This window comes from Pseudomonas sp. Irchel 3E19 (assembly GCF_900187585.1).
Taxonomy (GTDB): Bacteria; Pseudomonadota; Gammaproteobacteria; order Pseudomonadales; family Pseudomonadaceae; genus Aquipseudomonas; species Aquipseudomonas baetica.
Genome location: NZ_FYDT01000006.1, coordinates 134,259 through 160,594, shown reverse-complemented (window position 1 = coordinate 160,594; position 26,336 = coordinate 134,259). Strand labels below are relative to the sequence as shown.

26 protein-coding genes are annotated in these 26,336 nt (G+C 60.1%); 13 read left to right on the top strand and 13 right to left on the bottom strand.

Annotated features, from left to right (window positions below):
- Positions 1-4: 4 nt before the first annotated feature.
- Positions 5-226, bottom strand: a complete 222-nt coding sequence (locus tag CKW18_RS06250) for a DUF1289 domain-containing protein (RefSeq protein ID WP_095187955.1) — start codon at positions 224-226, stop codon at positions 5-7.
- Positions 227-230: 4 nt separating this feature from the next.
- Positions 231-563 (bottom strand): iron donor protein CyaY, encoded by a 333-nt coding sequence (gene cyaY / locus CKW18_RS06245; protein ID WP_077575013.1) that lies wholly within the window; start codon positions 561-563, stop codon positions 231-233.
- A gap of 316 nt (positions 564-879) precedes the next feature.
- Here cyaY and CKW18_RS06240 point away from each other — a divergent pair, with 316 nt between their 5' ends.
- The 6 genes from CKW18_RS06240 to CKW18_RS06215 are packed head-to-tail and all read left to right on the top strand — an operon-like array spanning position 880 to position 5,489.
- A complete protein-coding gene (locus CKW18_RS06240; protein WP_007911098.1) occupies positions 880-1,053 on the top strand; it encodes a lipoprotein in 174 nt (57 codons plus the stop codon).
- 9 nt (positions 1,054-1,062) lie between these two features.
- On the top strand, positions 1,063-2,310 hold the full coding sequence (gene lysA / locus CKW18_RS06235) for a diaminopimelate decarboxylase (protein WP_095187954.1): 1,248 nt from the start codon (positions 1,063-1,065) through the stop codon (positions 2,308-2,310).
- Between the two features lie 3 nt (positions 2,311-2,313).
- Positions 2,314-3,144, top strand: a complete 831-nt coding sequence (dapF, locus tag CKW18_RS06230; protein ID WP_095187953.1) for a diaminopimelate epimerase — start codon at positions 2,314-2,316, stop codon at positions 3,142-3,144.
- Between the two features lie 13 nt (positions 3,145-3,157).
- Complete coding sequence (locus tag CKW18_RS06225) at positions 3,158-3,883, top strand: DUF484 family protein (protein WP_095187952.1); 726 nt, start codon at positions 3,158-3,160, stop codon at positions 3,881-3,883.
- A gap of 2 nt (positions 3,884-3,885) precedes the next feature.
- Complete coding sequence (gene xerC, locus CKW18_RS06220) at positions 3,886-4,785, top strand: tyrosine recombinase XerC (protein WP_007950060.1); 900 nt, start codon at positions 3,886-3,888, stop codon at positions 4,783-4,785.
- Positions 4,782-5,489 (top strand): HAD family hydrolase, encoded by a 708-nt coding sequence (locus tag CKW18_RS06215; RefSeq protein WP_095187951.1) that lies wholly within the window; start codon positions 4,782-4,784, stop codon positions 5,487-5,489. The genes xerC and CKW18_RS06215 overlap by 4 nt, the downstream gene beginning before the upstream one ends.
- A gap of 191 nt (positions 5,490-5,680) precedes the next feature.
- On the opposite strand, the gene sutA is transcribed toward CKW18_RS06215, so the two are convergent.
- From sutA to glnK, 4 genes are all read right to left on the bottom strand, one after another.
- Positions 5,681-6,007 carry a transcriptional regulator SutA gene (gene sutA / locus CKW18_RS06210; RefSeq protein ID WP_042561721.1) on the bottom strand — a complete coding sequence of 109 codons (327 nt, stop codon included), beginning with the start codon at positions 6,005-6,007 and terminating at the stop codon, positions 5,681-5,683.
- A gap of 101 nt (positions 6,008-6,108) precedes the next feature.
- Positions 6,109-6,534: a secondary thiamine-phosphate synthase enzyme YjbQ gene (locus CKW18_RS06205; RefSeq protein ID WP_095187950.1), complete on the bottom strand. Its 426-nt coding sequence runs from the start codon at positions 6,532-6,534 to the stop codon at positions 6,109-6,111.
- A gap of 215 nt (positions 6,535-6,749) precedes the next feature.
- On the bottom strand, positions 6,750-8,087 hold the full coding sequence (locus CKW18_RS06200) for an ammonium transporter (RefSeq protein ID WP_095187949.1): 1,338 nt from the start codon (positions 8,085-8,087) through the stop codon (positions 6,750-6,752).
- A 38-nt stretch (positions 8,088-8,125) separates the two neighbouring features.
- A complete protein-coding gene (glnK, locus tag CKW18_RS06195) occupies positions 8,126-8,464 on the bottom strand; it encodes a P-II family nitrogen regulator (protein ID WP_002555808.1) in 339 nt (112 codons plus the stop codon).
- A 414-nt stretch (positions 8,465-8,878) separates the two neighbouring features.
- On the opposite strand from glnK, the gene CKW18_RS06190 reads away from it, so the two are divergent.
- Both CKW18_RS06190 and CKW18_RS06185 read left to right on the top strand, forming a co-directional pair.
- Positions 8,879-9,139, top strand: a complete 261-nt coding sequence (locus CKW18_RS06190; RefSeq protein ID WP_007920416.1) for an accessory factor UbiK family protein — start codon at positions 8,879-8,881, stop codon at positions 9,137-9,139.
- Positions 9,140-9,497: 358 nt separating this feature from the next.
- Positions 9,498-10,025 (top strand): Bro-N domain-containing protein, encoded by a 528-nt coding sequence (locus CKW18_RS06185; protein WP_095187948.1) that lies wholly within the window; start codon positions 9,498-9,500, stop codon positions 10,023-10,025.
- On the opposite strand, the gene CKW18_RS06180 is transcribed toward CKW18_RS06185, so the two are convergent.
- The gene (locus tag CKW18_RS06180; RefSeq protein ID WP_095187947.1) at positions 10,020-10,289 is read right to left on the bottom strand and encodes a HigA family addiction module antitoxin; all 270 of its coding nucleotides are present in this window, start codon (positions 10,287-10,289) and stop codon (positions 10,020-10,022) included. The two genes, CKW18_RS06185 and CKW18_RS06180, sit on opposite strands and share 6 nt — an antisense overlap.
- A gap of 252 nt (positions 10,290-10,541) precedes the next feature.
- Between CKW18_RS06180 and CKW18_RS06175 the strand changes: the two genes are divergently transcribed.
- On the top strand, positions 10,542-11,006 hold the full coding sequence (locus CKW18_RS06175; protein ID WP_095187946.1) for a hypothetical protein: 465 nt from the start codon (positions 10,542-10,544) through the stop codon (positions 11,004-11,006).
- 382 nt (positions 11,007-11,388) lie between these two features.
- The gene (locus tag CKW18_RS06170; protein ID WP_095187945.1) at positions 11,389-12,882 is read left to right on the top strand and encodes a YifB family Mg chelatase-like AAA ATPase; all 1,494 of its coding nucleotides are present in this window, start codon (positions 11,389-11,391) and stop codon (positions 12,880-12,882) included.
- Here the strand turns inward: CKW18_RS06170 and CKW18_RS06165 are convergent.
- The 3 genes from CKW18_RS06165 to CKW18_RS06155 all read right to left on the bottom strand — a co-directional run bounded on the left by CKW18_RS06165 (position 12,879) and on the right by CKW18_RS06155 (position 17,394).
- Positions 12,879-14,093 carry an aldose 1-epimerase family protein gene (locus CKW18_RS06165; protein ID WP_095187944.1) on the bottom strand — a complete coding sequence of 405 codons (1,215 nt, stop codon included), beginning with the start codon at positions 14,091-14,093 and terminating at the stop codon, positions 12,879-12,881. The two genes, CKW18_RS06170 and CKW18_RS06165, sit on opposite strands and share 4 nt — an antisense overlap.
- A 219-nt stretch (positions 14,094-14,312) precedes the next feature.
- Complete coding sequence (locus tag CKW18_RS06160; RefSeq protein WP_095187943.1) at positions 14,313-16,289, bottom strand: methyl-accepting chemotaxis protein; 1,977 nt, start codon at positions 16,287-16,289, stop codon at positions 14,313-14,315.
- 184 nt (positions 16,290-16,473) lie between these two features.
- Entirely contained in the window at positions 16,474-17,394 is a 921-nt protein-coding gene (locus CKW18_RS06155) for a LysR substrate-binding domain-containing protein (RefSeq protein WP_095187942.1), read from the bottom strand.
- Positions 17,395-17,552: 158 nt separating this feature from the next.
- Between CKW18_RS06155 and CKW18_RS06150 the strand changes: the two genes are divergently transcribed.
- A complete protein-coding gene (locus tag CKW18_RS06150; RefSeq protein WP_095187941.1) occupies positions 17,553-18,947 on the top strand; it encodes a NorM family multidrug efflux MATE transporter in 1,395 nt (464 codons plus the stop codon).
- Between the two features lie 111 nt (positions 18,948-19,058).
- On the opposite strand, the gene CKW18_RS06145 is transcribed toward CKW18_RS06150, so the two are convergent.
- Positions 19,059-20,732 carry a bifunctional diguanylate cyclase/phosphodiesterase gene (locus CKW18_RS06145; RefSeq protein WP_095187940.1) on the bottom strand — a complete coding sequence of 558 codons (1,674 nt, stop codon included), beginning with the start codon at positions 20,730-20,732 and terminating at the stop codon, positions 19,059-19,061.
- Positions 20,733-20,994: 262 nt separating this feature from the next.
- On the opposite strand from CKW18_RS06145, the gene rep reads away from it, so the two are divergent.
- Entirely contained in the window at positions 20,995-23,004 is a 2,010-nt protein-coding gene (rep, locus tag CKW18_RS06140; RefSeq protein ID WP_095187939.1) for a DNA helicase Rep, read from the top strand.
- Between the two features lie 56 nt (positions 23,005-23,060).
- Positions 23,061-23,633 (top strand): xanthine phosphoribosyltransferase, encoded by a 573-nt coding sequence (locus tag CKW18_RS06135; RefSeq protein WP_007920398.1) that lies wholly within the window; start codon positions 23,061-23,063, stop codon positions 23,631-23,633.
- A gap of 132 nt (positions 23,634-23,765) precedes the next feature.
- Here CKW18_RS06135 and CKW18_RS06130 read toward each other — a convergent pair whose 3' ends face one another.
- A complete protein-coding gene (locus CKW18_RS06130; protein ID WP_095187938.1) occupies positions 23,766-25,688 on the bottom strand; it encodes an acetyl-CoA hydrolase/transferase C-terminal domain-containing protein in 1,923 nt (640 codons plus the stop codon).
- Positions 25,689-25,823: 135 nt separating this feature from the next.
- Positions 25,824-26,237, bottom strand: a complete 414-nt coding sequence (locus tag CKW18_RS06125; RefSeq protein ID WP_064389547.1) for a cytochrome c5 family protein — start codon at positions 26,235-26,237, stop codon at positions 25,824-25,826.
- Between the last annotated feature and the right edge of the window lie 99 nt (positions 26,238-26,336).

Genomic DNA, 26,336 nt, shown 5'->3' with positions numbered 1-26,336 from the left:
CAAGTCACGCCCTGTTGGCACCGCGTTGCTGTGCCTGGGTAACGATCACTCGCCGCCGCTCATCGTCCGCCGAGCGCCACTCACGAATGTCTTCGACATGCCGGAAACAGCCGAGGCAGACCTTGTGTTCATCCAGCCGGCACACGCCGCTGCACGGCGAAGGCACCGCCGGGCTGACGTTGCTGTAAAGCGGCTTGGGCGGACGAACGGGAGCGGTGTCAGTCACGGAATCACAGACCTTCGAAATCGAATTCGGCGCCGGCCTGTTGCTTGACGATGCGCTCGAGCATTTCACCCAGTTGCTCTTCGCTCTTGTCGCACATCCAGCGTTCGCTTTCTTCGTCGTAGTCGAAGTGGAAACCACCGGACACCGCCGCCAGCCACAGCTGACGCAATGGCTCCTGACGGCTGAAGATCAGCTGCGAGCCGTTTTCGAACTTGACGGTCAGCACGCCGGCCGAACTTTCCAGATCGATGTCCAGGTCGCTCTCGTCAAAGATGTCTTCCAGTTTTTCCTGGGTTTCATCGACCAGATCGTGGAAACGGGCTTCGGACAAACTCATTGCGGCAACCTCAAAAAATGTCTGATCAGGCTCAAGCGCCGAAAGATACGGACGCTTCCGGCCGATTGCAAAGATTAACGACCAAGGACCCGTTGGCCCATACAACGCCGAACCCTGTGGGAGCGAGCCTGCTCGCGAATGGCCGGCACATTCAACACTATTGCTGGCTGACACACCGCATTCGCGAGCAGGCTCGCTCCCACAGGGAATCATGCGCTTCTCGGGAGCCCCGCCGGACGGGTGGGCCATCACATAGGCAAGCTGCCGGGTGGCCGGTATACTCCGGCGCAATTAACGCATTTTCAAGGATTTCGCCATGAAGCGCCTGATCTCTTCCCTTGCTGCGCTCGTCGCGGTTGCCTGCCTTGTTTCGGCCTGCGGTCAAAAAGGCCCGCTGTACCTGCCCGATGACGATCAGGACCCGGCCGAACAAGCCCAGTCTTCGCAAAAGCAGCCGTCCAAAGCACACAAGCACGACGTCTACCAATAAGGGATCGCCATGGACGCTTTTAACTACCGTGGCGGGGAGCTGTTCGCGGAAGGTGTGGCGCTGTCCGCCATCGCCGACCGTTTCGGCACGCCCACCTATGTTTACTCGCGCGCGCACATCCAAGCCCAGTATCGGGCCTACGCCGATGCGCTGGCCGGCATGCCGCATCTGGTCTGCTTCGCGGTCAAAGCCAACTCCAACCTCGGCGTGCTGAATGTCCTGGCCCGCCTCGGCGCCGGTTTCGACATCGTGTCCCGTGGTGAACTGGAACGCGTGCTGGCCGCTGGCGGCAGCGCCGACAAGATCGTGTTCTCCGGTGTCGGCAAGACCCGTGATGACATGCGTCGCGCTTTGGAAGTCGGCGTGCACTGCTTCAACGTCGAGTCCACCGACGAGCTGGAGCGCCTGCAAGTGGTGGCCGCCGAGCTGGGCGTTCGCGCGCCGGTCTCGCTGCGCGTCAACCCCGACGTCGATGCTGGCACCCACCCGTACATTTCCACCGGTCTCAAAGAGAACAAGTTCGGCATCGCCATTGCCGACGCCGAAGACGTGTACGTGCGCGCCGCGCACCTGCCGAATCTGGAAGTGATCGGTGTCGATTGCCACATCGGTTCGCAACTGACTACATTACCGCCGTTCATCGACGCCCTCGACCGCCTGCTGGATCTGGTCGACCGTCTCGGCGATTGCGGCATTCACCTGCGCCACATCGATCTCGGTGGTGGTTTGGGTGTGCGTTATCGCGATGAAGAGCCGCCATTGGCCGCCGACTACATCAAAGCCGTGCGCGAGCGTCTGGACGGTCGCGATCTGGCGCTGGTGTTCGAGCCGGGCCGCTTCATCGTCGCCAACGCTGGCGTGCTGCTGACGCAAGTCGAGTACCTCAAGCACACCGAACACAAAGATTTCGCCATCGTCGACGCGGCGATGAACGACCTGATCCGTCCGGCGCTGTATCAGGCATGGATGGACGTCACCGCGGTCAAACCGCGCGACACCGCTGCGCGTAAATACGACGTGGTCGGCCCGATCTGCGAAACCGGCGACTTCCTCGCCAAGGACCGTGAGCTTGCGCTGGAAGAAGGCGACTTGCTGGCGGTGCATTCGGCCGGCGCCTACGGTTTCGTGATGGCTTCCAACTACAACACCCGCGGCCGTGCCGCCGAGGTGCTGGTGGACGGTGATCAGGTCTTTGAAGTGCGTCGCCGCGAAACCGTGGCCGAGCTGTTTGCCGGCGAAAGCCTGCTGCCGGAGTAACCCATGCTGCTGCGTTTTACCAAAATGCACGGCCTGGGCAACGACTTCATGGTTCTCGACCTGGTCAGCCAGCACGCGCATATTCAACCCAAACACGCCAAGCAATGGGGTGATCGGCACACAGGCATCGGTTTCGACCAGTTGCTGATCGTCGAAGCGCCGAGCAACCCGGAGGTGGATTTCCGTTATCGGATCTTCAACTCCGACGGTTCCGAAGTTGAGCAGTGCGGCAACGGTGCACGCTGCTTCGCGCGTTTCGTGCTCGACAAGCGTCTGACCGCCAAGCGGCAGATTCGCGTCGAGACCAAGGGCGGCATCATCGAACTGGACGTGCGTAACGACGGCCAGATCGGCGTGAACATGGGCGCTCCGCGCCTGGTGCCGGCGGACATTCCGTTCGAAGCACCGGCGCAGGCCACCAGCTATCAGCTGGAAGTCGACGGCACCACGGTCGAACTGGCTGCCGTGTCGATGGGCAACCCACACGCCGTGCTGCGCGTGCAGGACATCAACAGCGCCCCAGTGCATGAACTGGGGCCGAAAATCGAACATCACCCGCGCTTCCCGGCGCGGGTCAATGTCGGTTTCCTCCAGGTCATCGACCGCCACCGCGCGCAATTGCGCGTGTGGGAACGCGGCGCCGGGGAAACCCAGGCCTGCGGCACCGGCGCTTGTGCGGCGGCGGTTGCGGCCATCAGTCAGGGGTGGATGGATTCGCCGCTGTTGATCGACCTGCCCGGCGGGCGTCTGTCCATTGAATGGGCAGGCCCTGGCCAACCGGTGTTGATGACCGGCCCGGCAGTGCGTGTATACGAAGGACAAGTACGTCTTTGAGTGAGCAGAAACCATGACCGATAAGCCTCAGGTACCCGCCCGACAGTCCGACGAATCTGCGTCCGAAAGCCTGGAGGCGGCAGCGGTTGCCGCATACCTTGAGGCTCATCCGGACTTCTTCGTCGAGCATGAAGAACTGCTGCCCGCCTTGCGCATTCCTCACCAGCGCGGTGACACCGTTTCGCTGGTCGAGCGGCAGATGACTATCCTGCGCGACCGCAACATCGAGATGCGTCACCGCCTCTCGCATTTGATGGACGTCGCCCGCGACAACGATCGCCTGTTCGACAAGACTCGTCGCCTGATCCTCGCCCTGATGGACGCCTCCAGCCTGGAAGACGTGGTGATCAGCGTCGAAGACAGTCTGCGTCAGGATTTTCAGGTGCCTTTTGTCAGCCTGATCCTGCTCGGTGACAACCCGGCACCGGTCGGTCGCTGGGTTACCCACGCTGACGCCCAAGTCGCCATCGGCGGCTTGCTCACCGAAGGCAAAAGCGTCAGCGGCAGCCTGCGCGAGCATGAACTGGACTTCCTCTTCGGCGAAGAACAGCGCAAGCAAATCGGCTCTACCGCCGTGGTTGCGGTCAGCCATCAAGGCATCCACGGCATTCTGGCGATCGCCAGCCGTGATCCGCAGCACTACAAGAGTTCGGTCGGTACGCTGTTCTTAAGCTATATCGCCGAAGTCATGGGCCGCGTGCTGCCACGGGTCAACAGCTCCCTGCGCTCGGTACGCTGAACATGGAACGACAACTGGACGCTTACTGCGAACACTTGCGCAGTGAGCGACAGGTGTCGCCGCACACGCTGTCGGCCTACCGCCGCGACCTCGACAAAGTCCTTGGCTGGTGCGTGAAACAGAACATCGGCAGCTGGGCAGCGCTGGATATTCAGCGCCTGCGCAGCCTAATCGCCCGCTTGCATGCGCAGGGACAATCCTCGCGCAGCCTCGCGCGGCTGCTGTCGGCGGTGCGCGGGCTTTATCACTATCTGAATCGCGAAGGTCTTTGCGACCATGATCCGGCCACGGGTCTGGCGCCGCCGAAAGGTGAGCGTCGCCTGCCGAAAACCCTTGATACCGACCGCGCACTGCAACTGCTTGAAGGTGCGGTCGAGGATGACTTTCTGGCGCGGCGTGATCAGGCGATTCTGGAGTTGTTCTACTCCTCCGGCCTGCGCTTGTCGGAGCTGACCGGGCTCAATCTCGATCAGCTCGATCTGGCCGACGGCATGGTTCAGGTGCTCGGCAAGGGCAGCAAGACCCGCCTGCTGCCGGTCGGCAAAAAGGCCCGCGAAGCCCTTGAACAGTGGCTGCCGCTGCGGGCCATGACCAACCCGGCGGACGACGCCGTATTCGTCAGCCAGCAAGGTCGGCGTCTCGGGCCACGGGCGATTCAGGTAAGGGTCAAACTGGCCGGTGAGCGTGAACTGGGGCAGAACCTGCACCCGCACATGCTGCGCCACTCCTTCGCCAGCCACTTGCTGGAGTCCTCGCAAGACCTGCGTGCCGTGCAGGAACTGCTCGGCCACTCGGACATCAAGACCACGCAGATCTACACCCACCTGGACTTCCAGCACCTGGCGGCGGTCTACGACAGCGCCCACCCACGGGCCAAACGCATGAAAGGCGACGATTCATGAGCATCCAGTTGATCACCTTCGACCTCGACGACACCCTGTGGGACACCGCCCCGGTCATCGTCAGCGCCGAAGCGATTTTGCGTGAATGGCTGAGCGAACATGCGCCGAATCTGGGCGCGGTACCGGTCGAGCATTTGTGGGGAATCCGCGAGCGAGTGCTGGCCAATGAGCCGGGACTCAAGCACCGCATCAGCGCGTTGCGTCGGCGGGTGTTGTTCCATGCGCTGGAAGAGGCTGGTTACAGCCATGGCGAGGCGTCGGAACTGGCGGACAAGAGCTTTGAAGTGTTTCTGCATGCGCGGCATCAGATCGAAGTGTTCCCTGAAGTCGAGCCGGTGCTGGAGATTCTTGCCAATCACTACTCGCTTGGCGTAGTCACCAATGGCAATGCCGATGTGCGTCGATTGGGCCTGGCGGACTACTTCAAGTTTGCGTTGTGCGCGGAAGATATCGGCATCGCCAAACCGGATGCCCGGTTGTTCCACGAAGCCTTGCAGCGCGGTGGCGCCACGGCCAAAACCGCCGTACACATCGGTGATCATCCGGGCGATGACATTGCCGGGGCGCAGCAGGCCGGGTTGCGGGCGATCTGGTTCAACCCGACGGGTAAAGCCTGGGAAGCGGATCGCTTGCCGGATGCCGAAATCCGTAGCCTGAGCGACCTGCCAGCGGTGCTCGCACGCTGGAATGCCCCCTCGAACTGATCTACTACCCCCTGTGGGAGCGAGCCTGCTCGCGAAGGCATTCTGTCATTCAATACTGATGTTGACTGACCCACCGCTTTCGCGAGCAGGCTCGCTCCCACAAGGGAATTGCATTTACTTCAGTTGCTTTATTTCACTCATGAAAAAGCCCGCAGCGACGGCGGGCTTTTTCAGCAAGCAAGCGGCACGCCTCAGATAGGGCGGCTGCCGTACTTGTTGTCCGGCTTCTTGGGCGGATCGGCGACCACATTGGCCTCCACTTCCTGCACCTTGCCGCCGCGCGACAGGAACTCTTCCATGGCCTTGGCCAGGGCGTCGCGCTCCTTGTTCTTGGCTTCAATGCTCGGCAAATCGTCTACCGACACCGCAGCCTTGGCTTTGCCTTTGGCAGCCGGGGCCGGCGTATCTTCGCCGCCATCGTCGTCAGCAACGTCTTCCGCTGCTGCTTCCAGGCCTTCCTCGGCCTCGTCTTCGTCGCCTACTTCGAGGTCGTCGTTTTCCAGATCATCGTCGCTCATGTTCTACCTCATGACTTGCGAAAAGCAGATTAGTTATAGACCAGCTTTGGCAACTGTCGAAAGTTGCCGTTAAAAAATCGTTCGCCGCTGCTGACCAGCGGCTATGCCCCTTCACCGTGCAAGGTGGCGAGGACTTTACGGGCTCCGCCATGATCACGGTGCTCGCCCAGATAAACGCGTTGCCAGGTGCCCAGTGCCAACCGACCTGCCGAAACCGGCAGACTGATCTGGCAGCCAAGCACGCTGGCCTTGAAGTGCGCCGGGAGGTCGTCCAGGCCTTCGTCGTTATGCTCATAGCCGTCTGTTCCTTGTGGGATCAGACGATTGAAAAATCGTTCGAAGTCGCGACGAACCGCCGGATCGGCGTTCTCGTTGATGGTCAACGACGCCGAGGTATGCTGCAGCCACAAATGCAACAGACCGACCCGACATGCCTTGAGTTCAGGCAGGCCGGCGAGTAACTCGTCCGTTACCAGATGAAAGCCCCGGGGCCTTGCCCGCAGGGTTATCAGAGTCTGTTGCCACATACAGTTCTCCGCACGTTCGGGGCGCATTCTAGCGCGCTCTGGGAAAAAACAAAGGCCCTAATATTCCTGCAATGATGTAAGCCATTGCCCGCAGAAAAACACCCGTCGTAAACGCGACTAAAGGCGTACGAAAAATCCTTTCAGCAGTGTCTTGAATGACAAACTCCAGACAAAAAAATGCCCGGCGAACCGGGCAAGTTTTTTAGTGCGCGTACTTACAGGTTGTAGCCGCGTTCGTTGTGTTGTGCCAGATCCAGGCCCACCGACTCTTCTTCCTCGGTTACACGCAGACCCATGACGGCGTCCAGAACCTTGAGGATGATGAAGGTGACGATCGCGGTGTAGATCACCGTGAAGCCAACGCCTTTGACCTGAATCCACACTTGCGCGCCGATATCGGTAACGGTGCCGAAACCACCCAAAGCAGGTGCAGCGAACACACCGGTGAGGATTGCGCCGAGGATACCGCCGATACCGTGTACGCCAAATGCGTCGAGGGAATCGTCATAACCGAGTTTGCGTTTCAGGGTGGTGGCGCAGAAGAAGCACACCACGCCCGCCGCCAGACCGATCACCAGTGCGCCCATCGGGCCCACGGTACCGGCAGCCGGAGTGATCGCCACCAGACCGGCAACCACACCCGAGGCGATGCCCAGAGCGCTTGGTTTGCCGTGGGTGACCCACTCCGCGAACATCCAGCCCAGCGCGGCGGCGGCAGTAGCAATCTGAGTGACCAGCATCGCCATACCGGCAGTGCCGTTGGCCGCAGCAGCGGAGCCAGCGTTGAAGCCGAACCAGCCGACCCACAGCATCGCCGCGCCCATCAGGGTATAGCCGAGGTTGTGCGGGGCCATCGGGGTGGTCGGGAAGCCTTTGCGCTTGCCCAATACCAGGCAGGCAATCAGACCGGCCACACCGGCGTTGATGTGCACCACGGTGCCGCCCGCGAAGTCGAGCACGCCCCAGTCCCACATCAGGCCGCCGTTGCCGGACCAGACCATGTGCGCGATCGGTGCATAAACCAGGGTGAACCAGATAGCCATGAAGATCAGCATCGCGGAGAACTTCATCCGCTCGGCGAACGCACCGACGATCAGCGCCGGGGTGATGATCGCGAAGGTCATCTGGAAGGTGATGAACACCGCCTCAGGGAACAGCGCGGCCGGGCCAGTCACGCTCGAAGGCGTGACACCGGCGAGGAACGCCTTGCCCATGCCGCCGAAGAACGAGTTGAAATTGACGACGCCCTGCTCCATGCCGGTGGTGTCGAACGCAATGCTGTAGCCATAAATGACCCACAGGATGCTGATCAGACCGGTAATGGCGAAGCACTGCATCATCACGGAAAGAATGTTTTTCGAGCGAACCATGCCGCCGTAGAACAGCGCCAGGCCGGGGATGGTCATGAACAGCACAAGTGCCGTCGAGGTGAGCATCCAGGCAGTGTCGCCAGAATTGAGGACCGGGGCCGCCACTTCGTCTGCCGCCATAGCAAGGCCGGGCATTACGATAGACAACAGGGCTCCTAGCCCTGCGAATTTACGCAGAGTCATATTGTTTTCTCCTGGGGCGTTGGGGTTTGTGGCGGCGCTTAGATCGCGTCGGTATCGGTTTCGCCGGTACGGATGCGAATCGCCTGTTCCAGATTGACCACGAAGATCTTGCCGTCACCGATCTTGCCGGTGTTGGCCGCTTTGGTTATCGCCTCGATAACCCGATCCAGATCCTTGTCGTCGATGGCCACGTCGATTTTCACCTTGGGCAGAAAATCGACCACATATTCCGCGCCGCGATACAGCTCGGTGTGACCCTTCTGCCGGCCGAAGCCTTTGACTTCAGTAACGGTAATGCCCTGCACGCCGATTTCGGACAGCGACTCGCGCACGTCGTCCAACTTGAACGGCTTGATGATGGCAGTGACTAGCTTCATGAAAACTCTCTCCCGAATTGGTGGACTTGCCCCAGGAAAACAAACCCGACTCAAGTCTAAGCGCAGTGCCTGGCTTTGTAACGCATCGTCGGCCTTGACCGCCCGACTGACGCCAGCTAACCGCATCAGACGAAACTCCCCGTTCCGCCTGCCGCACTGCATTCGTCACAGCGACTGCATCAGTGCATGGGTCACAGGTGACTAAGCAGAAACCTTGCCATCTCGCCAAAACCCACTGATTTCAATCCCTTGGCCGCTGCCGCAGGCGCTCCCGTGCAAAAGGCGTCGCGGATACGCACAACAACGGTGCGTCGCCGTCTGTCCGCTTGCGCGAAAAGCGTGCATCCCTGCCTGCGAGATTGACTATAGACACTGCGTGATACACTGCCGGCCATTGTTTACAGGATACTTCCCATGCTCGCGCCCAAAGACTTCCTCGACGCCCTGAGCGGCACCGCCTCCCGCCTGTTCAGCGGCGACACCCCGCTGCCGAAAGCCGAAATCGAAAGCCAGTTCAAGATGCTGCTGCAGAGCGCCTTCAGCAAACTCGATCTGGTCAGCCGTGAAGAGTTCGATAGTCAGATGGTCGTGCTGGCCCGCACTCGCGCTCGCCTCGAAAGCCTCGAAGCGAAAGTGGCCGAGATGGAAGCAAAGCTGACACCGCCCGCTGAATAATCCGCGCCCCCCGTAGGAGCTGCCGAAGGCTGCGATCTTTTGATCTCCAGCCCTTCAACCATCCCGGCAACGTCCTACACCTGCACCACCGCCGTCCGATTGCGCCGAAAAGTCCAGGTTTCTAAGCTCACCCGATGCTGAATGTTCAGCACCGGGTTTGGCGACCCGAGCAGCTTAAGGCGCACGACAACCATGATGGCGGCTACATTTACCGCCACATCGTTTCATGGCGGTTGTGCGTGGGAGGCCTTCGGGTCTGCCGGGTTCCTTTTGCTCCGGTTCGCCAACCCGCGTACAACTGCCACCCAATCGTTTGGCGACGATTGAGGGCAGCCCCTTAAGCAAGAGGAACTGCTCAATGAATCAAGAAGAGACTTATCTGACCCCGCACATCTTCACCCGCCACAAACTCCCCCTCCACGCCCTCCTGATCCAGAACCAACCCTGGTTCTGCGCCCGAGACCTGAGTCGCCTGCTGCACATCTACCTCAACGAACGCATGCTGCGAAAACTCGACTCAGACCAATACCAAACCCGCAAAACCCTCATCCACAACCAGATCGAAAACACCCTGCTGATCAGCGAATCCGGCATCTATGCCCTCCTCGTCTACCACTACTGCCCCGAATACCGAGCCCTGCGCGAATGGCTCACCCACCAAGTCATCCCCACCCTGCGCGACGCCCAACACCCCACCACAACCGAACGCCCACACCTGAGCCTGCTCAATTGGCCGGACATGACGTTGAGTTTATTGCACTGGAATAACCAGCCGTGGATACGGTTGCAGGATGTGCCGTTGATGGTGGTGGAACGTAAAGAGCCAAAGCGCCCAATAACGGGGCCTTGGTGGAAAAGAGCTTCGCGGATGCTGCAGTCGCTATAAGCCCGCCTGCCTGAGCTGGGCCCTGCGCAAATCATAAGTCGACTGAAGATTCATCCAGAACTCAGGCGTAGTCTTGAGATGAACAGCAAGTCTGATTGCCAGATCTGCGCAGATCCTCAGTTGGCACTTCATAAGCTTTTCGATCTCACTTTCCGGCCAGTTCATGGGCATGGCCAGATCCATGACAGTCATGCCCAACGGCTCCATGAGTTCCTTACTCAGAACCTCGCCCGGATGAATCGGGCGCATACCGTTGCGGATCATTTTTCGTCTCCAGAGGCTGCATTGAGCGGGCAAACTGGAGCATCCGACTCCGCGATACAAGACCGTCGAAACCCTTTCGCCGGCGTCCTACAACTATTAGGGCGCGGCCCTACAAAAATCAGCGTCTGCGCCTGATTCCGTGAGTTGTTCCCTGTGATTACGCTGGTGGCTTTCGCCTGCGCTGGTCGATCCAACAAGTCGAATTGCAGACGAATCACATTGATCGCCAGACACTCTGGTTCTGGATCCCTCTTGTCTGACTTGCTCAAACTCAAAGAAAACACGCTGGTTCAGCATCCAGATGGCGGTTACATCTTCGGCACGATCCCCGATATGCCAAAGTTCGGCTTGCCAGGCGGGAAAATTTATTTGCGAGTAGGTATTCACCGCCGAGCGAATAGCGGTTTTGGCGTAGTACACGTATGGGAAGCCCATAGAGCCGACTTGCTCAAACATGGTTGCCAGACTGTCGATGGGGTAGCAGCGATTGTTGCGAAAATGATCGTCCCGGGAGCGCAAATCTATTGCGAGTTCAAAGAACAGCGATGTGGAAACAGGGTCGCGGTACTGAAGACATCTATGGGAACACTGATTCTTGAACCGCGACACGAGCGCGCCACAGGATTTGGTTACTTCGTGGTGACTTGGTACCCGCAAAAGCGCGCGCATGGCACGTTGGTGGGGCAGATACCACGGGCATCATCCAATCAGAAATAAAAAAGGCGTCCAATGGACGCCTTTTAAGTATTTTTTGAGGAGTAGTCGCAGCGATTCTTTAGCTCCTAGCTTTACGGCCTTGGGTTCAGAATCCGACAGGCTAGCCCGTCGTCACTACTTCAGAGAAACCAGCTTTCTCTGCTGCCAAAAATGCGGGGGAGCTTTTGCTGGTGCCCAGTCCCGACGAATGCGCAGTTGCAGTCCTCGAACGGGATGATCCGTCAATGCCGGGCGAGAGTCAACGCTCCAATTCAGGCAAGCAGTGACAGCCCATCGAGTCTTGATACGTCTTGTAAACCTCTATTTCAGCACTGAAACCCGGCTCAACTACCCTTAAAAAACCCGCAGGAAGCGGCTCCCCGATTCAGCTCAAGGAACGACCATGTCCCTCTCCATCGTCCACAGTCGCGCCCAGATTGGCGTGGATGCTCCCGCTGTCACTGTCGAAGTCCATCTGGCCAACGGCCTGCCGTCGCTGACCATGGTCGGTCTGCCCGAAGCGGCGGTGAAGGAGAGCAAGGATCGGGTGCGCAGCGCGATCATCAATTCCGGGCTGCAGTTTCCGGCGCGGCGGATCACCCTGAATCTGGCGCCGGCGGATCTGCCCAAGGATGGCGGGCGGTTTGATCTGGCGATTGCCTTGGGGATACTGTCGGCGAGTGTGCAGGTGCCGTGTCTGACGCTGGATGAGGTGGAATGCCTCGGTGAGCTGGCGTTATCCGGTGCCGTGCGGCCGGTGCGCGGGGTGTTGCCGGCGGCACTGGCGGCGCGCAAGGCCGGGCGTGCGCTGGTGGTGCCGCGAGCGAATGCCGAGGAGGCGTGTCTGGCTTCAGGGTTGAAGGTGTTTGCGGTGGATCATCTGCTGGAAGCAGTGGCGCATTTCAATGGGCATACGCCAGTGGAACCCTACGTGTCGGATGGTTTGATCCATGCCGCCAGACCCTATCCCGACCTCAACGAAGTGCAAGGGCAAATGGCAGCCAAACGCGCTTTGCTGATTGCGGCGGCAGGCGCGCACAACCTGTTGTTCAGCGGGCCACCGGGAACGGGCAAGACATTGTTGGCCAGTCGATTGCCGGGGTTGCTCCCGCCGTTGTCTGAATGCGAAGCCCTTGAGGTTGCGGCGATTCAATCTGTCGCCAGCGGCGTGCCATTGACCCATTGGCCACAGCGGCCGTTTCGCCAGCCGCACCATTCCGCATCCGGCCCGGCGCTTGTGGGTGGCAGCTCAAAACCGCAACCCGGCGAAATCACCCTCGCCCACCACGGCGTGCTGTTTCTCGATGAACTGCCGGAGTTTGATCGCAAGGTGCTGGAGGTGCTGCGCGAGCCGCTGGAGTCCGGTCATATCGTGATTGCCCGAGCCAAGGACCGCGTGCGCTTTCCTGCGCGCTTCCAACTGGTGGCGGCGATGAATCCGTGTCCCTGTGGATATCTTGGCGAGCCGAGCGGCAAGTGTTCCTGCACGCCGGACATGGTGCAGCGCTATCGCAACAAGCTGTCGGGACCGTTGCTGGATCGGATCGACTTGCACCTGACAGTGGCGCGAGAAGCGACGGCGTTGAACCCGCAGGTAAAGCCGGGAGAAGACAGTGCCAGCGCTGCGGCATTGGTGGCCGAGGCACGCGAACGACAGCAGAAGCGTCAGGGCTGTGCCAATGCGTTTCTCGATCTGCCGGGGTTGAAGCGGCACTGCAAGTTATCCACAGCCGACGAAACCTGGCTGGAGTCCGCCTGTGAGCGACTGACGTTGTCGCTGCGCTCGGCCCATCGTTTGCTCAAAGTCGCCAGAACCCTGGCAGACCTTGAGCAAGTCGATGCAATCAGCCGTGATCACTTGGCCGAAGCGCTGCAATACCGGCCAGCGACACCTTAATGCTCGGTCAGATCAACCAGAGGCGTCTGCCGCACTTCGGTTTCACGCCCGGCCTGAATCTCGCTCACACGCTTCAAGGCGTTATCCACAGCCCCCTTGTCCGCGAGCAGGCTGTAGCTGATCTGGAACTGCTTATGTTCCTTGGGTGCAATGGTCGGCACCAGATTCAGCGGACGCTGATAGCGGCGGTTGTAGGAAAAACTGGTGCCCGGCTCCAGCCCCGTGACATAGCCCTGCCCTTGGGTGTCAGTGTTTTTCCACAGGGAAAACACCGGCAACTGCTGAGTGTTGAAGCCTACGGAGACACCCAGGCTGCCGGCCTTGTTGTGCAAAACGGTCAGGGTTTCGCCTTTGGCGTCGGCATAGGGCACGACGTTGTAGACGGTTTCATCGTAGTCCTTGGTCGGGGCGCGGTAGGTCTGCCAGTCGGGCAAATCGCCTTTGGCCTTGTCGTTGAAAGGCGAGACCTGTTTTACCGGTGCAGCAAAACGGGCGCCCTGTTCGAGGAACGGTGTACTGAAGTTGCTGTGATACAGCGCCTGGTATTCCTTTGGATAATCGCCGTTGTTGGTCAGCGTATCGTTGAGTGCGAAACGCGCGCTGCCGGGCTCAGTGATCAGTTCAGTGACGACCGAGAAATCGACTTTCTTGAACGCTTGCTCTTTCAGCTCGCCGCGCAGGCTGATGGCGTAGGGTGGTTTTTCATCGATGTGCAGCGTGACAGTGCTGGCCGGAATGTTGGCGGCGCGTCCGTGCAGGGTCAGCAGCTCACCATTGTCCATGCCGGGGTGGCCGACCCATTCGTAACCACAGCGGGTCACCAGCTCGTTGAAACCTTCCAGCCAGCCCAGACCGCCACGGCCATTGAGTTCGATGAAGGCCGGATTAACCACATCCTTGACCGGCGAATCCCAACCCATTCGCACGTTGCCAACGGAGGCGTGCAGAACGTTCATGCCACGAGTCGGCACCACCGAGAGTTTCATCGTGCCGTTATCGATGTCGACGATGCTGACGCCTTCCTGCCGCCCACCGTGCAAGGTACGCAGGCTTACCGAGAAGGGTTTGTCGGTTTTCACGCCGAGCTGCTCACTGGTGATGGTCCAGTTCTGCGCGGGTTTGTCAGCGTCGAGGAGGACGTAATCCCAGGCCATGGCATGGGAAGCAGCAGAGAATGCGCCGAGGGCGGCGACGAGTTTGAGCGGGGTCATGGCAGCAGCCTTTATTGGAGTTGTGCCATTTTTATAGCGCTGCGGAAACGTTTCAGCAAGTGTATTAGATCGACAGACCGCATGTTCTGCCGAAGATCTTCAGTGATGCAATCGCGAGCAGGCTCGCTCCCACAGGGGATCCGGATCTTCACAAAATCTGTGATTCGCACCGGACACTGTAGGAGCGAGCCTGCTCGCGATAGCTATTTCAGGCGCACATCAACGAAAGCGATCAACCTCGGAACGCAGATCCGCCGCCAGCTTCTCAAGCTCCTTGGCCGTCACGGCCAGGTTGGAAACCACCTCACGCTGCTCACTGTTGGCCAGCGCAATGCTCTGCAAGTTGCTGCTCAACAACGTCGCGGTGCTGCTCTGCTCCTGCGTCGCCGTGGTGATCGCTGCAAACTGCTGCCCCGCCGAACGGCTCTGCTCGTCGATTCGCGCCAGCGCCGAAGCGACATTGGCGTTACGCGACAGACCTTCCTGCATCAGCACATTGCCCTGTTCCATGGTGCTGATCGCGTTGCCGGTTTCCTGCTGAATGCTCTGGATCATGCCGGAAATTTCATCGGTCGCCTGACGGGTGCGCGAAGCGAGGTTGCGTACCTCGTCGGCCACTACCGCAAAGCCGCGCCCTTGTTCACCGGCGCGGGCCGCTTCGATGGCCGCGTTGAGTGCCAGCAGGTTGGTTTGCTCGGCGATCGAAGTGATCACACTGACGATGCCGCCGATTTCCTGCGAACGCTGGCCGAGGGTGTTGATCACGGTGGCGGTGGTGTTCAGAGCGCCAGCGATTTGCTCAAGCGACGAAGATGCTTCGTCCATCGAGGTGCGACCGATCTGCGTCTGCTGAGCATTTTCCTGTGCCAGGCGCTGGGTGGCCCCCATGTTGTCGGCGATATTCAGCGAGGTCGCACTGAATTCTTCAACCGCACCAGCCATGCTGGTGATCTCGCCAGACTGTTGTTCCATACCCTCATACGCACCGCCGGACAGACCGGACAATGCTTGTGCACGGCTGTTGACCTCTTCCGAAGAGCGGCGGATGTGCTCGACCATGGTCGACAGCGCCTGACTCATCTGATTGAACGCACGGGACAGCTGGCCAATCTCGTCGTTGCTTGTCACGTTCAGGCGCACGCTCAAATCACCGGCGCCCAAGGCTTCGGCCTGACGCACCAGATCACTCAGCGGCGCCAGTTTGCTGCGCAGCAGCCAGACCACCGAACCGACCGCCAGCAACATTGCCAGCAAACTGCCGATCGCCAGTTGAGTGCCGACACTCCAGGTCACCGCCCGGATTTCAGCTTTCGGCATGCTTGCCACGACTGCCCACGGCCCGCCGTCGAATGGCACCGAAACGCTGTAGAAGTCTTCAGCCTTGTCGCTCCAGAACTGGCCTTTGCCAGGGGTTTTGGCCAGGCCGCCGATTACCGTAACCGCCTGATCCAGTGTCTGCACACCCGCCGGAGCCACCAGCCATTTGTTTTGCTCATCCAGCAGCGCCAGCGAACCGGTCTGACCGATGCGGAAGCGCTTGAGGTTGTCGAACTGGGCGTTTTGCGCGTCGGTGTAATCGAAGCCGACAAACAGCACCGCAATCACCTTGCCGCTGCTATCACGCACCGGGGTGTATTGGGTCATATAGGAGCGATCGAACAACAAGGCGCGGCCGACGTAGCTCTGCCCGGCGATCAACTTCCCATAGGCCGGATGCGCGTGATCGAGCAGAGTGCCGATGGCGCGGGTACCGTCCTGCTTGGTCAGGGAGGTGCTGACGCGGACAAAATCTTCGCCGCTGCGCACGAACAGCGTGGCAACGCCCGCCGTCATCTGCTTGAACTCGTCGACTTCCTTGAAGTTGTTGTTCAGCACTTCACTGCCCAAGTGCAGACCCGGTGTCTGGGTCCCGGCGACGGTCACCGGCTCACTCGGGTGAATGCTCAAACCTGCGCTGAAACGCTTCTCGAACAGCCCGCTCAGACGCTGGGTGCTTTCGCGCAGCGTGCCGTGGAAGGTGCTCAATTGGTCTGCGAGCAGACGCGCTTCACTGGCAAGGTGCTCTTCACGGGTAGCAAGGTTGGCCGTATCCAGTGAACGCAAAGCAAAGACTGTACTGCCGCTAATGACTATCGCCAGTATCACGGCGAGCGCGAGGCCCAGCTGCGAGGCGATCCGAGCGCGAGGTTGAGACATGGACAGCTCCTGGCCGAACTTTCCGGTCCTCCTTGACCGCAGCTCGGATAATTTTCTAATAGTGGGGGTGAATCGTGGATACCGGCACGACGGCTCCACATGCACGTATTCGGCGGTAGACCCGAATACTTGAGCGGATAGCAGGGTTATAGCACAGGGCCAGCATTGTGACGGCTCGAACGTTTCAGCTCAAGCGCATGACCGCCGGCAGCACCATGGCGCGGACTTCGCCTTGCAGGAAATCGCTGAGGCGGCGCAAACGTTCACCCCCGGGACGGGTTTTCGGCCACACCAGGTAATAATTAAGTCCACTGGCCACCGCCGTTGGCCAAGGCAGACTCAAGCGACCTTGCGCAACATCCTCGGCGACCATCAACAGGTCACCCATCGACACGCCATAACCGCGGGCCGCCGCGATCATCCCCAACTCGAGTGTATCGAACACCTGCCCGCCCTTGAGCGAGACCTGATCGGCCAACCCCATATGCTCCAGCCAGCTGCGCCAGTCGCGGCGATCCGGGGTGGGATGGAGCAACTCGGCGCACGCCAGACGCGCAACATCCCATGGTTGATCGTTCAGCAGGTTCGGCGCGCCCACCGGGATCAGTTCCTCGGGAAACAGCAGGCTGGCCTCCCAGTCCGGCGGGAAATGGCCGTCGCTGAGCAACACGGCACAGTCGAAGGGCTCATCGTTAAAGTCCACCGAATCGACATCCATCCAGGCACTGGTCAGTTGCACTTCGTTGCCCGGCTGCAAATGGCGGAAGCGACTCAGGCGAGCCAGCAGCCAACGCATGGTCAGGGTCGACGGCGCTTTCATGCGCAGGATGTCGTCTTCGGCGCGCAAGGTATTGCAGGCGCGCTCAAGGGCAGTGAAACCCTCGCGGATGCCGGGCAGTAAAAGGCGCGCCGCTTCGGTCAGCTGCAGGTTGCGGCCGCTGCGGTGAAACAGTCGGCAGGCGAAATGTTCCTCAAGCGTGCGTATGTGCCGACTCACCGCGCTTTGGGTGATCGACAGCTCCTCGGCCGCACGGGTGAACGAGCTGTGCCGCGCCGCTGCTTCAAATGCGCGCAGGGCATACAAAGGAGGAAGACGACGAGACATTGCGAAAGCTCCTACAGCGGGATGCGACCAACTTATCAGAATCTGTTCAGGATGAGTTTTAATCATGCGACCCATCCGTTTTATCCCTTTGTGCATTCCCTGCCAAGCGCCGAGAATCGACGCTCTTCTGTTCCCTCTGTTGATGAGTGGTGATCACCATGCAGCATCCTGTGCGTAACGAACTCAGGGCCATCCTGCGGCTGTCGGGGCCGTTGATTGCTTCACAGTTGGCGCACATGTTGATGGTGCTGACCGACACCCTGATGATGGCGCGCATCAGCCCCGAAGCGCTGGCCGGCGGCGGTCTGGGCGCAGCGAGCTATTCGTTCGTGTCGATTTTCTGCATCGGTGTGATCGCTGCCGTCGGCACGCTGGTGGCGATCCGTCAGGGCGCTGGCGACATCATTGGCGCTGCACGCCTGACCCAGGCTGGTTTGTGGCTGGCGTGGCTGATGGCGCTCGGCGCCGGTTTACTGCTGTGGAATCTGAAACCGCTGTTGTTGCTGTTCGGCCAGACCGAAACCAACGTCATCGCTGCCGGGCAATTTCTGATCGCCCTACCCTTCGCCCTGCCCGGCTATCTGAGCTTCATGGCCCTGCGCGGCTTCACCAGCGCCATTGGCCGGGCAACGCCGGTGATGGTTATCAGCCTCGGCGGCACCGTGGCTAACTTTCTGCTCAATTACGCACTGATCACCGGTATGTTCGGCTTGCCGAAACCGGGGTTGATGGGGATCGGGCTGGTGACGGCAATTGTTGCCAACTGCATGGCGCTGGCGCTGGCCTGGCACATTCGTCGGCATCCGGCCTACGACGCTTATCCGTTGCGCACCGGGCTGTCTCGGCCGAACCGGCAATACCTCAAGGAACTCTGGCGCCTCGGCCTGCCAATTGGCGGCACCTACGCAGTGGAAGTCGGCTTGTTCGCCTTTGCGGCGCTGTGCATGGGCACCATGGGCAGCACGCAAATGGGCGCGCACCAGATCGCTCTGCAGATCGTTTCGGTGGCATTCATGGTGCCCGCCGGTATGTCGTACGCGATCACCATGCGTATCGGCCAGCATTACGGCGCCGGGCAACTGCTCGATGCGCGAATGTCCGGCCGGGTCGGCATCGCCTTCGGCGCGGTGGTCATGCTGGCATTTGCCATGGTGTTCTGGCTGTTGCCGAATCAGTTGGTCGGCTTGTTCCTCGACCATAACGATCCGGCGTTTGCCGAGGTGATCCGCTTGGCCGTGAGCCTGCTGGCCGTAGCGGCGTGGTTCGAGTTGTTCGACGGCACGCAGACCATTGCCATGGGTTGCATCCGTGGACTCAAGGATGCCAAAACCACATTCCTGGTCGGGCTTGCTTGCTATTGGCTGATCGGCGCGCCGGCGGCGTGGTGGATGGCATTCCACCTGAACTGGGGGCCGACGGGGGTCTGGTGGGGGCTGGCGCTGGGGCTGGCGTGTGCGGCAGTGAGTTTGACGCTGGCGTTTGAATGGAAAATGAAGCGGATGATTCGGCGTGAGCCGCAATCGCAAGGCTTCAATATCGCTCAGGCTGAATAAAATTCCCCTGTGGGAGCGGGCTTGCTCGCGAAAGCGGTGGGTCAGGCAGCACATGCTCTGACTGACACGACGTCTTCGCGAGCAAGCCCGCTCCCACATTAGGTTTTGTGTTCAGCTCACAACTTCGAGGGCTGGCTGCTGGCTAGAACCGAAGGTTAGATATTCAACCAATTCCGCCAACGGCAACGGCCGGCTGATCAGATACCCCTGCACCTGATCGCATCCAAACCCGCGCAGCAGTTCCAGCTGCTCCGGAGTTTCCACCCCTTCGGCCACCACTTCCAGGTGCAGGTTGTGCGCGAGGTTGATCATCGCGTGCACCAGTTTGCGATTCTCTTCGCGTTGCTCCATACCGCCGACGAAGCTCTTGTCGATTTTCAGCAAGGTGATCGGCAGGCTGTTGAGGTGCACGAACGACGAGAACCCGGTACCAAAGTCATCCAGCGAGAAACGCACGCCGAGGCGACCGAGGGCGTCCATGGTCTGTTTGACCAGATCGCTGCGGCGCATCACGGCCGTTTCGGTGAGTTCAAACTCCAGCCACTGCGCCTCGACGCCGCGTTCGGCAATCAACCGACTGAGCGTCGGCAGCAACTGGCTGTCCTGAAACTGGCGGAACGACAGGTTGATTGCCATGTGCAGCGCCGGCAGACCTCGCTCGCGCAGCGCCTGCATGTCGCGCAGGGCACGGGAAATCACCCAGTAGCCTAGCGGCACGATCAAACCGCTCTGCTCGGCCAGTGGCACGAACTCACTCGGCGGCAGCAGCCCGCGTTCGCCATGGCGCCAGCGTACCAAGGCTTCGAGGCCGACGATCTGGCCGTCCTCAAGATTCAGCCGTGGCTGGTAGTGCAGTTCCAGTTCATCGCGACGCAAGGCCCGGCGCAGCTCGCTTTCGAGGTCGGCCATGCTCCGCGCGTTGCGGTTGATGCGTTCGTTGAAGATATGAAAAGTGCAGCCCTGCGTGCTTTTCGCTTGTTGCATGGCAATGTGCGCATGCCACATCAGCGGATCGGCGCCGCCCTGTGCGCGGGCATGGGCGATGCCAAGGCTCGAACCAATCAACAGGCTTTCGCCATCGACCCAGTAAGGTTCGGCCAAGGCCTCGGTGATGCGTTCGGCCATCCACTCGGCGCGTTGCGGTGCACGGCGGGTGTCGATCAGCAAGGCGAATTCGTCGCTGCCCAGCCGCGCCAGTTGATCACCGGCCTCCAACTGACTTTTCAGCCGTGCGACGACTTGCAGAATCAAGCGATCGCCGGCCTGATGGCCGAGGGCGTCGTTGGCATGGCGGAAGTTATCGAGATCAAGATGCCCGAGGGCCAGGCCACGGCCGTCGTTTTCCGCGAGGCGCGCCGCCAGCAAGGTCTGGAAACCCTGGCGGTTGGCGATGCCGGTGAGCGGATCCTGTTCGGCGAGGCGTTGCAGGGTGTTTTCCAGCACGCCACGTTCGCGCACGTGGCGCAGGCAACGGCGCAGCATGCCGGCGTCGAGGGCATCGAACACCAGCCAGTCGCTGACACCAACGGGCGCGGTGGCCGGCTCGTGATCCAGCAGCAATACCGTTGGCAGGCTGCAACGGCCCGGGGCCGGTTGCAACGCCGGAAGGGTCAACAGCACCGCGTGGCGGTTGTCTTCGAACAAACTGCTGACCGACTCCCAGCTCGGCGCGCTGATCAGCACCGCCGCGCTCCCCATCGGAGCCAGACACTCGCGCAATAACGCTGTCCACGCTGGCTCTTCGGCCAGTAGCAGCAAACGCAAGGGTTCGACAGGCGTAGACAAGCTAGCTCCCTAGACTCTGCAATGATGTGGGCGGGGCATTATGCCGTTGCGCCCTTCAATGACCAAATGACAATGGTTATCAGAACGTTATTTTGTGTCACGAATGAGAACATTAGCCGCAAAATCTCCGCGCATCCTGCGTGAAAGTAACAAAACCGGCAAATTTGAATCGCGTGGTACGTCACAAGTCGGACAGACCAGCACAAATCGCTGAGCCTGTTAAAATGCCGGCCCATTTCGTCAACGACTCCCGAATTTTCGTATGTCCCGACTCAATCCCCGGCAGCAAGAAGCCGTGAACTACGTCGGCGGCCCTCTATTGGTGCTCGCCGGTGCTGGCTCCGGCAAGACCAGCGTGATCACGCGCAAAATCGCGCACCTGATCCAGAACTGCGGCATCCGCGCCCAGTACATCGTCGCCATGACCTTCACCAACAAGGCTGCGCGCGAGATGAAGGAACGGGTCGGCACCCTGCTGCGTGCCGGCGAAGGTCGCGGCCTGACGGTCTGCACCTTCCACAACCTGGGCCTGAACATCATCCGCAAGGAACATGCGCGGTTGGGCTACAAACCCGGTTTCTCGATTTTCGACGAGACCGACGTGAAGTCCTTGATGACCGACATCATGCAAAAGGAATATGCGGGCGACGACGGCGTCGACGAGATCAAGAACATGATCGGCGCCTGGAAAAACGACCTGATCCTGCCGCCGCAGGCGCTGGAAAACGCGCGTAACCCGAAAGAGCAGACCGCCGCCATCGTCTACACCCACTATCAGCGCACGCTCAAGGCGTTCAACGCGGTGGACTTCGACGACCTGATCCTGCTGCCGGTAAAACTCTTCGAAGAGCACGCCGACATTCTCGAAAAGTGGCAGAACAAGGTTCGCTATCTGCTCGTCGACGAATACCAGGACACCAACGCCAGCCAGTACCTGCTGGTAAAGATGCTGATCGGCAAGCGCAACCAGTTCACCGTAGTAGGCGACGACGACCAGTCGATCTACGCCTGGCGCGGCGCACGGCCGGAAAACCTGATGCTGCTCAAGGACGACTATCCGTCCTTGAAAGTGGTGATGCTCGAGCAGAACTACCGCTCCACCAGCCGCATCCTGCGTTGCGCCAACGTGCTGATCTCGAACAACCCGCACGAATTCGAGAAGCAGCTGTGGAGTGAGATGGGCCACGGCGATGAGATCCGCGTGATCCGCTGCCGCAACGAGGACGCCGAAGCCGAGCGCGTGGCCATGGAAATCCTCAGCCTGCACTTGCGCACCGACCGCCCGTACAGCGATTTCGCGATCCTCTATCGCGGTAACTACCAGGCCAAGCTGATCGAGCTGAAACTGCAGCACCACCAGGTGCCGTATCGCCTGAGCGGCGGCAACAGCTTCTTCGGCCGTCAGGAAGTGAAGGACCTGATGGCCTACTTCCGCCTGATCGTGAACCCGGACGACGACAACGCCTTCCTGCGGGTGATCAACGTGCCGCGCCGTGAAATCGGCTCGACCACCCTGGAAAAACTTGGCAACTACGCCACCGAACGCAAGATCTCGATGTACGCCGCCACCGACGAAATCGGCCTGGGCGAGCATCTGGACAGCCGCTTCACCGATCGCCTGTCGCGCTTCAAGCGCTTCATGGACAAGGTCCGCGAGCAGTGTGCCGGCGAAGACCCGATCTCGGCGCTGCGCAGCATGGTCATGGACATCGACTACGAGAACTGGCTGCGCACCAACAGCTCCAGCGACAAGGCTGCCGATTACCGGATGAGTAACGTCTGGTTCCTGATTGAAGCGTTGAAAAACACCCTCGAGAAGGACGAAGAAGGCGAAATGACCGTCGAGGACGCCATCGGCAAACTGGTCCTGCGCGACATGCTGGAACGTCAGCAGGAAGAAGAGGACGGCGCCGAAGGCGTGCAGATGATGACGCTGCATGCGTCCAAGGGTCTGGAGTTCCCATACGTGTTCATCATGGGCATGGAAGAGGAAATCCTCCCGCACCGCTCCAGCATCGAAGCCGACACCATCGAAGAAGAACGCCGCCTGGCCTACGTGGGCATTACCCGCGCGCGTCAGACCCTGGCCTTCACCTTCGCCGCCAAGCGCAAGCAGTACGGCGAGATCATCGATTGCGCGCCGAGCCGCTTCCTCGATGAGCTGCCGCCGGACGATCTGGCGTGGGAAGGCAACGACGACACACCGACCGAAGTCAAAGCCGTGCGCGGCAACAGCGCATTGGCTGATATACGCGCGATGTTAAAGCGCTAGAATTGACCACTTTTTTTAAAGCTTAGGGCGCACAAGCGCCGAACGAGGACAGCTTCATGGAAGCATTGCACCAGAAAATCCGCGAACAAGGCATCGTGCTTTCCGACCAGGTCCTGAAGGTCGACGCCTTCCTGAACCACCAGATCGACCCGGCCCTGATGAAGCTGATCGGCGACGAATTCGCCTCGCTGTTCAAGGATTCGGGCATCACCAAGATCGTCACTATCGAAGCCTCGGGCATTGCCCCGGCGATCATGACCGGTCTGAACCTCGGCGTGCCGGTGATCTTCGCCCGCAAACAACAGTCCCTGACCCTGACCGAAAACCTGCTGTCGGCGACCGTTTATTCGTTCACCAAAAAGACCGAAAGCACCGTGGCCATCTCCCCGCGTCACCTGACCAGCAGCGACCGCGTGCTGATCATCGATGACTTCCTGGCCAACGGTAAGGCGTCCCAGGCGCTGATCTCGATCATCAAACAGGCTGGCGCCACCGTTGCCGGCCTGGGCATCGTGATCGAGAAGTCGTTCCAGGGCGGCCGTGCCGAGCTGGATTCGCAGGGTTATCGCGTTGAATCGCTGGCCCGCGTTAAATCGCTGAAGGATGGCGTTGTAACCTTCATCGAATAATCCAGCAATACCGCATTACCCCTGTGGGAGCGAGCCTGCTCGCGAATGCTTAGGGTCAGTCGACATTTTGGTTGACTGATACACCGCTTTCGCGAGCAGGCTCGCTCCCACAGTGGGTTTTGCGATGGGCAGTTATTGAGTGGTGGCTTTGAGGCCGGTGAGGAGCAGGCGCTGGAACAGGTCTTCTTTCAGGCCTTCCGGGTTTGTAAGTTGCATGCGCTCAAGGTGCTCGGGATATAGCGAAGGCTCCGGCGCATCCAGCGCTGCCTTGCCCAACTCCAGAATCTCGCTCAGCTTGAATTTGCTCTTCAGCCAGTTCAGCGCCCGCAGCAGATCCCTTTCGATCGCCGTGAAATCACAGCCCAACGGATATTCCGGAAACAGGTTCGGATGTCGCGCGGCAATCGCCTGCAAGCGTTGCGGCGTGTTCTCGGCAAAACGCGGATCGATGCGGAAATCCTTCGGCAGCTTGCCGACCTTCTGCGCCTGTTCGATCAATCCCGGCTGGAAGCGTGAATCGCTGATATTCAACAATGCCTCGATCACCGCCGCGTCGGTTTTGCCGCGCAGATCGGCGATGCCGTACTCGGTAACGACGATATCGCGCAGATGCCGTGGAATCGTGCAGTGGCCATATTCCCAGACGATGTTGGAACTGACGTCACCACCGGATTCGCGCCAGCTTCTCAGGATCAAAATCGAACGCGCATCGTGCAACGCATGCCCCTGCGCCACGAAGTTGTACTGTCCGCCGACACCGCTTAGCACTCGTCCGTCTTCGAGTTGATCGGCCACGCCCGCGCCAAGCAAAGTCATGGTGAACACTGTGTTGATGAAGCGCGCATCGAGGCGCTGCAAACGCTTGAGTTCTTCCTGCCCATACAACTCGTTGATGTAGCTGATGCGGGTCATGTTGAATTCGAGGCGCTTGCTTTGCGTCATTTCGTGCAGACGCGCGTAGAAACTGCGCGGCCCAAGGAAGAACCCGCCGTGCACCGAGATGCCGTCAGTCTGCGCCGCCTCGTCGAGGGTGCCGGCGTTGGCTTGTTCCTGGGTGGGCACATCGGGATAGACCTTGCGCCGAATAATCCCCGCATCCGCTAACACCAGCAGGCCGTTGACGAACATTTCGCTGCAGCCGTACAGACCTTTGGCAAACGGCCCGGTGCCGCCCTCGCGATCGATCAACTGCGCCCACTGGCTGAGGTTGATGTCACTGAGCAACGCTTGATAACCGGCGTTATCGGCTTGGCGTGCAAGTAACGCGGCGGTCAGCGCATCGCCCATCGAGCCGATGCCGATCTGCAACGTGCCGCCATCACGCACCAAGGTGCTGGCGTGCAGACCGATGAAATGGTCCTGAAACCCCACCGGCATGTTCGGTGTGGAAAACAGCGTGCTGCTGTCCTTCGCGTCGATCAGCAGGTCGAAGGTGTCGATATCGACCTCGGCATCGCCGGGCATGTACGGCAGATCGCTGTGTACCTGACCGACCAGCAGAATGGTTTCCCCGGCGGCGCGGCGCTTGGCGATCATCGGCAACAGGTCGAGGGTGATGTCCGGGTTGCAGCTCAGGCTCAGGCGGTCAGGATGTTCGCTGCTGCTGGCGAGCAGTTGCGCCACCAGGTTCAGGCCGGCGGCGTTGATGTCGCGGGCGGCGTGGCTGTAATTGCTGCTGACGTAATTCTGCTGGGCCGGCGCGCTGTTGAGCAGGCTGCCGGGCTGCATGAAGAACTGCTGGACGCGGATATTGGCCGGCAGACTGTCACGTTGCAGGTCGGCGAGAAAATCGAACTCCGGGTAATCGCCGAAAACGCGCTCGACGAAAGGCTCGATAAAGCGTTTCTGCAAACCGTCGCCAAGATTCGGCCGGCCAAGGCACAGGGCGGTGTAGATCGTCAGTTGCCGCTCGGGCAGCCCTTTGACTCGCCGGTACAGCGCGTTGACGAAGTGATTGGGTTTGCCCAACCCCAGCGGCAAGCCCATGTGGATATGCGCCGGCAACCGCGCGAGCACGTCGTCCACTGCCTGTTCGATCGAACACAACTGCACCATCTGAAGCCTCCTGCCCGTTCCGTGAATAGAGGTAGACCGAGCTTGCCTCGACTTTGCTGCAAAGGACAGCCCAAGGCTTGAATCGCAGGCACAAAAAAACCGTCCGAAGACGGTTTTTTTCATCAGAAACGCGGCTTATTTCAGGCCGGACATCTTCTCGATCGCGCCTTTCAGGTCGGCATCGGTGCAATCGGCGCAGGTGCCTTTTGGCGGCATCGCATTGATGCCGGTGATGGCCTTGGCCAGGATGCCGTCGAGGCCGCCCTGGTGATCGGCACGCTCTTTCCACGCTGCGGTGTCACCAATCTTCGGCGCACCCAACAGGCCGGAGCCATGGCAAGCGTTGCAATGTTTGGCAATGATTGAGTCTGGAGTCTTGGCATCACCACCGCCAGCAGTTGCAGCCACTTCCATTCCCTTGCATTCCTGACCCTGGACACACACCTGGCCAACAGGCTCGAGGCGCTTGGCGATGTCGTCATTCGTCGCAGCTTGAGCGCTGACAGCCCAGAGGGCCAGTACGGTTGCTGGTGCAGCCAGCATTTTCATAATTAGGTTCACGCGTTCACCCTCAATGGTGGCTATTCACGCCTGCGGCCACGGTTCGCAGGCGGGCGCAAGTATAGCGGGTAGCCCGCCACACTGAAA

Bases quoted from the DNA above. Each gene is read 5' to 3' on its own strand.
- CKW18_RS06125 (WP_064389547.1), bottom strand. From the start codon at position 26,237: ATGAAAATGCTGGCTGCACCAGCAACCGTACTGGCCCTCTGGGCTGTC.
- CKW18_RS06130 (WP_095187938.1), bottom strand. From the start codon at position 25,688: ATGGTGCAGTTGTGTTCGATCGAACAGGCAGTGGACGACGTGCTCGCG.
- CKW18_RS06155 (WP_095187942.1), bottom strand. From the start codon at position 17,394: ATGTCTCGTCGTCTTCCTCCTTTGTATGCCCTGCGCGCATTTGAAGCA.
- CKW18_RS06190 (WP_007920416.1), top strand. From the start codon at position 8,879: ATGCTCGCGCCCAAAGACTTCCTCGACGCCCTGAGCGGCACCGCCTCC.
- CKW18_RS06215 (WP_095187951.1), top strand. From the start codon at position 4,782: ATGAGCATCCAGTTGATCACCTTCGACCTCGACGACACCCTGTGGGAC.
- CKW18_RS06150 (WP_095187941.1), top strand. From the start codon at position 17,553: ATGCAGCATCCTGTGCGTAACGAACTCAGGGCCATCCTGCGGCTGTCG.
- CKW18_RS06240 (WP_007911098.1), top strand. From the start codon at position 880: ATGAAGCGCCTGATCTCTTCCCTTGCTGCGCTCGTCGCGGTTGCCTGC.
- xerC (WP_007950060.1), top strand. From the start codon at position 3,886: ATGGAACGACAACTGGACGCTTACTGCGAACACTTGCGCAGTGAGCGA.
- dapF (WP_095187953.1), top strand. From the start codon at position 2,314: ATGCTGCTGCGTTTTACCAAAATGCACGGCCTGGGCAACGACTTCATG.
- CKW18_RS06185 (WP_095187948.1), top strand. From the start codon at position 9,498: ATGAATCAAGAAGAGACTTATCTGACCCCGCACATCTTCACCCGCCAC.
- CKW18_RS06225 (WP_095187952.1), top strand. From the start codon at position 3,158: ATGACCGATAAGCCTCAGGTACCCGCCCGACAGTCCGACGAATCTGCG.
- CKW18_RS06205 (WP_095187950.1), bottom strand. From the start codon at position 6,534: ATGTGGCAACAGACTCTGATAACCCTGCGGGCAAGGCCCCGGGGCTTT.
- sutA (WP_042561721.1), bottom strand. From the start codon at position 6,007: ATGAGCGACGATGATCTGGAAAACGACGACCTCGAAGTAGGCGACGAA.
- lysA (WP_095187954.1), top strand. From the start codon at position 1,063: ATGGACGCTTTTAACTACCGTGGCGGGGAGCTGTTCGCGGAAGGTGTG.
- CKW18_RS06170 (WP_095187945.1), top strand. From the start codon at position 11,389: ATGTCCCTCTCCATCGTCCACAGTCGCGCCCAGATTGGCGTGGATGCT.
- CKW18_RS06180 (WP_095187947.1), bottom strand. From the start codon at position 10,289: ATGATCCGCAACGGTATGCGCCCGATTCATCCGGGCGAGGTTCTGAGT.
- CKW18_RS06200 (WP_095187949.1), bottom strand. From the start codon at position 8,087: ATGACTCTGCGTAAATTCGCAGGGCTAGGAGCCCTGTTGTCTATCGTA.
- rep (WP_095187939.1), top strand. From the start codon at position 20,995: ATGTCCCGACTCAATCCCCGGCAGCAAGAAGCCGTGAACTACGTCGGC.
- CKW18_RS06135 (WP_007920398.1), top strand. From the start codon at position 23,061: ATGGAAGCATTGCACCAGAAAATCCGCGAACAAGGCATCGTGCTTTCC.
- CKW18_RS06165 (WP_095187944.1), bottom strand. From the start codon at position 14,093: ATGACCCCGCTCAAACTCGTCGCCGCCCTCGGCGCATTCTCTGCTGCT.
- cyaY (WP_077575013.1), bottom strand. From the start codon at position 563: ATGAGTTTGTCCGAAGCCCGTTTCCACGATCTGGTCGATGAAACCCAG.
- CKW18_RS06160 (WP_095187943.1), bottom strand. From the start codon at position 16,289: ATGTCTCAACCTCGCGCTCGGATCGCCTCGCAGCTGGGCCTCGCGCTC.
- glnK (WP_002555808.1), bottom strand. From the start codon at position 8,464: ATGAAGCTAGTCACTGCCATCATCAAGCCGTTCAAGTTGGACGACGTG.